At 69.6% G+C, this 6,349-nt stretch carries 5 protein-coding genes and 1 pseudogene; all 6 read right to left on the reverse strand.

All coding sequences use genetic code 11. The annotated features are described in order from the left end of the window. The coding region (locus tag ITP53_RS53160; protein WP_195903101.1) for a DMT family transporter at window positions 1-777 on the reverse strand (777 nt) is incomplete at its 3' end. A 177-nt stretch (window positions 778-954) separates the two neighbouring features. Beyond that, window positions 955-1,356: a VOC family protein gene (locus tag ITP53_RS53165; protein ID WP_195903102.1), complete on the reverse strand. Its 402-nt coding sequence runs from the start codon at window positions 1,354-1,356 to the stop codon at window positions 955-957. 77 nt (window positions 1,357-1,433) lie between these two features. Continuing rightward, complete coding sequence (gene secA2 / locus ITP53_RS53170; RefSeq protein ID WP_195903103.1) at window positions 1,434-3,617, reverse strand: accessory Sec system translocase SecA2; 2,184 nt, start codon at window positions 3,615-3,617, stop codon at window positions 1,434-1,436. Window positions 3,618-3,770: 153 nt separating this feature from the next. Continuing rightward, window positions 3,771-4,664 (reverse strand): DMT family transporter, encoded by an 894-nt coding sequence (locus ITP53_RS53175; RefSeq protein WP_195903104.1) that lies wholly within the window; start codon window positions 4,662-4,664, stop codon window positions 3,771-3,773. Between the two features lie 127 nt (window positions 4,665-4,791). Further along, window positions 4,792-4,995 (reverse strand): annotated as a pseudogene (locus tag ITP53_RS61625) (hypothetical protein); the annotation flags it as partial. A 118-nt stretch (window positions 4,996-5,113) separates the two neighbouring features. Further along, complete coding sequence (locus ITP53_RS53185; protein WP_195903105.1) at window positions 5,114-6,181, reverse strand: acyltransferase family protein; 1,068 nt, start codon at window positions 6,179-6,181, stop codon at window positions 5,114-5,116. Between the last annotated feature and the right edge of the window lie 168 nt (window positions 6,182-6,349).

Below are 6,349 nucleotides of genomic sequence, written 5' to 3' on the forward strand. Positions count from 1 at the left end.
GATGGTGAGGGCGCTGGCAAGCAGGGCCGGGATCGCGGTGGAGGGGCTGGTGGGGAGGGGCTCGCCGAGGAGGAGGGCGCCCGCGAGGACCGAGGTGATCGGGTCGATGACTTGTACGCCCGCGTATGCGATCCCGAAGTAGCCCACCGCGTACGAGCGTTGCAGCAGCACCACCGCGCAGACCAGCAGCACCGGCACGGCCAGCGTGAACCAGTGCAGGAGCCGCCCCCAGTCACCCTGCATGCCACCCCCGACCACCCGGACGAACGTGGAGACGCTCGCGGTGACCACCCCGGCGCCCACCGAGAGCAGCAGGGCCTTGTTCGGGCCGTGGACGCGGGTCGCGATCAACTGGGTGACCAGGACGATCAGGCCGATCACGGCGATGAATCCGAGCGCCGCGCCACTGCTCAGCCTGGGTGTCACGTTGTGCTCCGGCACCAGCAGCATGAGCCAGAGCAGGCCCACGGCCACCGCGATCGAGCCGAGGATCTCCGCGCGGTACGGCCTGCGCCCGTACATGAACGCGGCCAGCGGCACGGCGAACACCAGCGTGGCGACGCTGATCGGCTGGACGGCCACCAGCGGAGCCAGGCTCAACGCCACGGCGTGCAGGCACGCGCCGGTGAAGCCGATGATCCCGCCTATCCACCAGCGACGGCGTCTCACCAACCTGAACGAGGCGCCCTCAGCCACCGCTTCGTACTGCTGCAGGGCCGCGCCGACCGCGTATCCGAGCGCTCCCACCAGGGCGATGATCAGACCGGCCCAGGTCATGGCCGCCCGCGCAGGGGCATGGAACCTTTCAAGAGCATTGCTCTAGCTTACGAGGGAAGCGAAGCGCTGGAATCCTCCTTTAGGCTGATCAGTCACCAGAAGGCGGCTCCCACCAGCGCGAACGCACGTCGCGAATCATCGCCATCACCGCAGGGCGGCCCCCGAGTCAGGTGGCCGTCAGGAGGGGTCGGGGCAGACGCAGAACAGGTGCCCCTCCGGGTCCTGCAGGACGATCCAGCGGGTCCCCTCCTCCGTGACGCCCGGCTGGAACTCGGGCCTGGTCGCCCCCAGCGCGACGTACTCGGCGGCGGCCCGCTCCACGTCCGGCACCCGGAAGTCCAGGTGGAACTGCTTGTCGGGGCCCGGCCACGCCGCCGGCTCGCGATCGGGTACGCGCCCGAAGTAGATGCTCCTGGTCCCGTCGCCCACCGCCGCGTACTCCTCCTCCGAGTACTGGATGTCCCAGCCGGTGACCTCGTGATAGAACGCGGCCAGCTTCCTGGGGTCCGCGCAGTCGATGGTGACGGCCAGCAGCTTGGCCTTGGTCGTCGTAGAAGAAGTCGTAGAAGAAGTCGTCATGGAGAGAGGATTTCAGCGGTACCTGCCATCCTCTGTCAGGTACCGCCCGAAATCGAAATCAGGCACCGCGGAAGACCTCAGCCGCGCCGGGTAGCCGCGGTGACCCGCTTGAGGATGCGGTCCCATTCCGTGCCGAACGGGTTGTCCTGCACCAGGTACGTCCACGTCGCCGAGGGCCGCGCCAGATCAGGCTCCGGTGCCTCGAACGACTCCAGCGACCGCCGCTCCACCTCGGCGAGCAGCGATTTGTACTCGGCCACGGCCTCACGGTGGAACTCGTCGATCGGGCTCATCCGGCCCAGCGCCCGCAGGTGGATGCCCTCGCGCAGGTCGGTCAGGAACGCCAGGTGCTCGGTCCAGCAGTGGTCGATGGCGTGCAGGACGATCTGGCGGGCCGCCTCTTCCCTGGTGTCCTCCGGCATGCCGGCCCAGCGCTCCGGGTCGGCCGCGGACAGGGCCTTGGCGGCGGCGTCGCCGTGCAGGACCTTGTCGCGCCACTCCAGGATCAGCTCGCGCTGATGCTCCAGGAGGCGGGTGTAGCGCCACGTGTTGCGGTGGATCTCCAGGTTGACGCCCTCGGCGACGCGCTGGGCGTGGCCGACGAGGTACGCGCCGCGCCGGTGGCGTACGAGCCCGTCCGCGTCGGCGGCGGGCGGTCGCTCGTCGGCGACGAACTGGGTGATCAGGTCGTCCTGCATGCTGACGAAGAAGACCGAGGCTCCGGGGTCGCCCTGGCGGCCGGCGCGACCCCGGAGCTGGTCGTCGAGGCGGCTGCTCGCGTGGCGTCCTGAGCCGATCACGTAGAGGCCGCCGAGTTCGGCGACGCCCTCGCCGAGGCGGATGTCGGTGCCGCGCCCGGCCATCTGCGTGGAGACGGTGATCGCGGCGCGCTCGCCGGCCTTGGCGATGATGGCGGCCTCTTCCGCGTCGTTCTTGGCGTTGAGCACGACCGGCTCCATGCCACGCCGCTGGAGGAGCTTGGCCAGGTTTTCCGACTCGGCCACGTCGAGTGTGCCGATGAGGATGGGCCGGCCGGTGGCGTGGGCCTCCTGGATCTCCTCGACGAGCGCCGCGTCCTTGTCGGGGACGGCCGGGTAGATGCGGTCCGGCTCGTCCTTCCTGACGCACGGCTTGTTGGGCGGGATCACCGCGACCTTCAGGCCGTAGAACTCGCCGAGCTGCTCACTGACGGCCACGGCCGTGCCGGTCATGCCGCAGATCTGCGGGTAACGGCGGATCAGGCCCTGAACGGTGATCGAGTCGAGGATCTCGCCCTTCTCGCTCGGCGGCAGGGTCTCCTTGGCCTCGACGGCCGCCTGCAGGCCGTTGGGCCAGCGTTGCAGCAGCGCCACCCGGCCGCGCGAGGGGTTGATCAGCTGGACCTTGCCGTCCCGCACGATGTAGTCGACGTCGCGGGCGAGCAGCGCGTGCGCGTGCAGGGCGAGGTTGAGCTCGATGAGCGTGCCGGGCTCGTGCTCGTCGTAGAGCTCGACGCCGAGGAGGTTTTCCACGCTGTCGGCGCCCTTGGGGGTGAGGTAGACGTTGCGCGCCTGCTCGTCGATCTCGTAGTGGTAGCCGCGGACGAGCTGCCTGACCAGCGCCGCCATCTCCGGCACCGCGCTACCTGGGTCGGCCGCGCCGGCCATCACGAGCGGCACGCGGGCCTCGTCCACGAGCACGGAGTCGGCCTCGTCGATCAGGGCCACCTCGGGCGCGGGCACGATGATCTCGCCCGCGTCGGTGCGCATCCGGTCGCGCAGCACGTCGAACCCGATCTCGCTGACGGGACCGTACGTGACGTTCTTCGTGTACGCCTCCCGCCGCTCCTCCGGCGTGGAATTCTGGCCGATCCAGCCCACGCTGACGCCGAGCGCCTCGTAGAACGGCCCCATCCACCCGGCGTCGCGCCTGGCCAGGTAGTCGTTGACCGAGATCACGTGGACATGCTTGCCCTGCAACGCGTAACCGGCCGCGGCCATGGCCCCGGAGAGCGTCTTGCCCTCGCCGGTGGCCATCTCCGCGACCTTCCCGTCGAGCAGCGCCAGGGTGCCGAGCAACTGCACGTCGTACGGCCGCAGCCCGAGCGCCCGGTCGGCGGCCTCGCGCGCGACGGCGCAGAACTCGGCCAGATCGTCCATCGCCGGCACGGGCAACTCGTCGAGCGCGCCGATCCTGGCGGCTCGCTCCTCGGCCGCCTTGACGATCTTGAGATAGGGGCTCAGGGGAACCCCGCCCGGCCGATCCAGGAGGTTCCTGAACATTCCCTTTATTGAGGCCACAGTTCCTCCAACGCGCTCTTCGCCGACACCGTTCCCCCGCCGGGTTGGGGAGCGGAGCGACGATACGGCAAGCGTCGCCGTACCGGACCTTAACTCATCCGGCCGCTCCCGAGGGTCACTCCGCTCCCGCGCCGGTCAGCCCGTCTCCGCCCGTACGGCGAGTACGGCGACCGCGGCCAGCAGCAGCGCGCACCCGCACCAGGCGAGTGTCGTCAGCCGTTCGCCGAAGAACACGACGCCGAGCAGCGCCGCGCCCACGGCCTCACCGAGCGAGATGATCGAGACGGTGGTGGCCCGCAGGGCCGTCAGCGCACGGAAGAACAGCCCGTACGCGAGCGCGGTCGGCACCGCGCCCAGATAGACCAGCAACCCCACGGACACCGCGCTGACCTCCGGAACGACCCCTTCGGCCAGCGCGAACGGCGTCAGGCAGACGGCGCCGACGACGAACCCGCCGACGGCCATGGCCTGCGAGTCGCCGTCCCTGTGCCGCCGGGAGAAAAGTGTCACCCCGGCGTACCCGGCGGCCGAGGCCAGGGCGTAGCCGACGCCGGCGAGAGAGGACGTGTGCGCCCGCAGCGCGCTCTCGGCCGTGAGCAGGACCAGCCCGGCCAGAGCGGCGGCCAGCGCGGTGAGCGCGACCCCGCCGAGTCGCTCGCGCAGCAGGAAACGGCTGCCCAGCGCGGTGAAGACCGGCGTGGCGCCCATCGTCACCACCGTCGCGACGGCCACGCCTGAGTGCTCGATCGCGGCGAAGTACGCGGCCTGGTAGACGGCCATGCCGGCGCCGACCGGCAGCACGTGCCAGCTGACCCGCGCAGGACGGCGGACGAGCGTCCCGCGGAAGGACGCCAAGAAGAACGCCGCGCAGAGGAAGGCGGCGCCGAGGAGGTAGCGCCACAGGGAGACGCCGACCGGGCCGAGCCCGCCGGTGTCGAACAGGAGGGAGCCGGCGGCGCCGCCGGTGCCCCAGGCGGTCGCGGCCACGGACACGTAGACGGCGCCCCGCTGGGCGGAGACATGGGTCATGACAGGTGCTCTCCGGATGGAGTGGTCGGAATGGGCCCGTATGCGGGCAGCGACCACCCCCGGATCCGTCAGACCCGGAAAATCTCAGGAAACGCCGCCCGCTACCGGGCGGGGGGCGGAGAGCAGATCAGAAGGCGCGGCACAACCCACAGCCTAGCGCCCGCGCGCCGCCGCTACGGCTTGCGGCCACGCCGCCGAGCAGGACGCTACGGCTTGCGGGCCACGCCGCCGAGCAGGAGCTCCTCCCGGAGGAGGTGAGGGGCCCGGGGTTGCGCTCGTCAGGGCGCCACTCGGGGAAGTGCACGACCCCGGGCTCCACCAGCGCCAGGCCGTCGAAGTAGGCGCCGGCATGTCAACCCCGGATGAGCTCCGACCCGCGTCCGCGGTGCAGGGACCACGCCGGAGGGGCATGTCCGTAACCCCGGACTGCCCCCATTACGGGGCAGCTCTTAGATGAGAACGCCCGGTCCGGGAGCGGGCTCCCGCTTGGACAACAGGCGCTTGAGCCGGGGCGCGAGCGGCTGCTCCACCAACCTGTGCACCAGGTACGCCGCCGCGAGCATGACCACGATGAGCCCGGTGAGCAGCACGTACTTGTTGACGGCCGCCCCCAACCGGTCGAGCACGATGAAGCCGACGTGGGCGTGCAGCAGGTAGAGCGGGTACGTCAGCGCGCCGGCCGTCACCAGCCACGGCTTGGCCAGCCGGTTGGTGAGGCGCAGCGCCACGAGCGTCATGACCAGGAAGATGATGACGACCACGGCGGTGATGACCACGGGCGAGTACGTCACCTCGTAGCGCTCCCCCACGGCGTTGGCGTATCCGATCGCCCGGTAGACGGCGTTGCCCAGGCAGATCGGCACCAGCAGGGCGATCTGCACGTTCAACCCGAACTTGTACAGCATGAACAGAGCCATCCCGGCGATGAAGTAGTGGGAGAACTCCGACTGCACGACCAGGTCCGCCACACCCGGCAGCACCCCGGCCTCGACCAGCACCGTCAGGCCCAGCCAGGCCCACATGCCCACCATGACCCGGGCACGGGTCATCCCGATCAAGGTGAACGCCAGGATGAGCACGTAGAACCGCATCTCCGCCCAGAGCGTCCAGTAGACGACGTCCACGTTCTCGATATTGGGGACCGCCTGGAACATCGTCAGATTCGCCAGCACCTGCGGCAGCGACACCTGGAACAGCGACTGTCCCAGCGTCACGGTGACCAGCGCGGTGATCACGATGCCCACCCAGTACGCGGGATAGAGCCGCACCACCCTGGACACCACGAACGCGCGAGGTTTCCTGCCCCACGCGCTCATCAGCACCACGAACCCGCTGATCAGGAAGAACAGGTCCACGCCTAAGTACCCGTACTTGGACCACGCGCTCTCGGCGGCGAAGGTGACGGGGCTGTTCCCGCCGGCCCAGCCCGAGAAGGTGTAATGGAACAGCACAACGCACAGGGCTGCCAGGAGGCGGAGCCCGTCAATCGCGTACAGGCGTTCTGCCGGTGTTCGCATGGTTATCTCCCCTTCGCCAGGAGGAGAGGCCAAAGCGGGTTGATACATGGTCACTGATCCTCTTACAGATCGTCAGGTATTTGTACGCATACCGGCGGGTAACTGGGGAGCTGCACCGATAAGACGGTATCGCTCCCTCGGAGGGCTCAGTGCGGCAAGAAGGAGGGC

Origin of the sequence: Nonomuraea cypriaca (assembly GCF_015645445.1) — a bacterium.
Taxonomy (GTDB): Bacteria; Actinomycetota; Actinomycetes; order Streptosporangiales; family Streptosporangiaceae; genus Nonomuraea; species Nonomuraea cypriaca.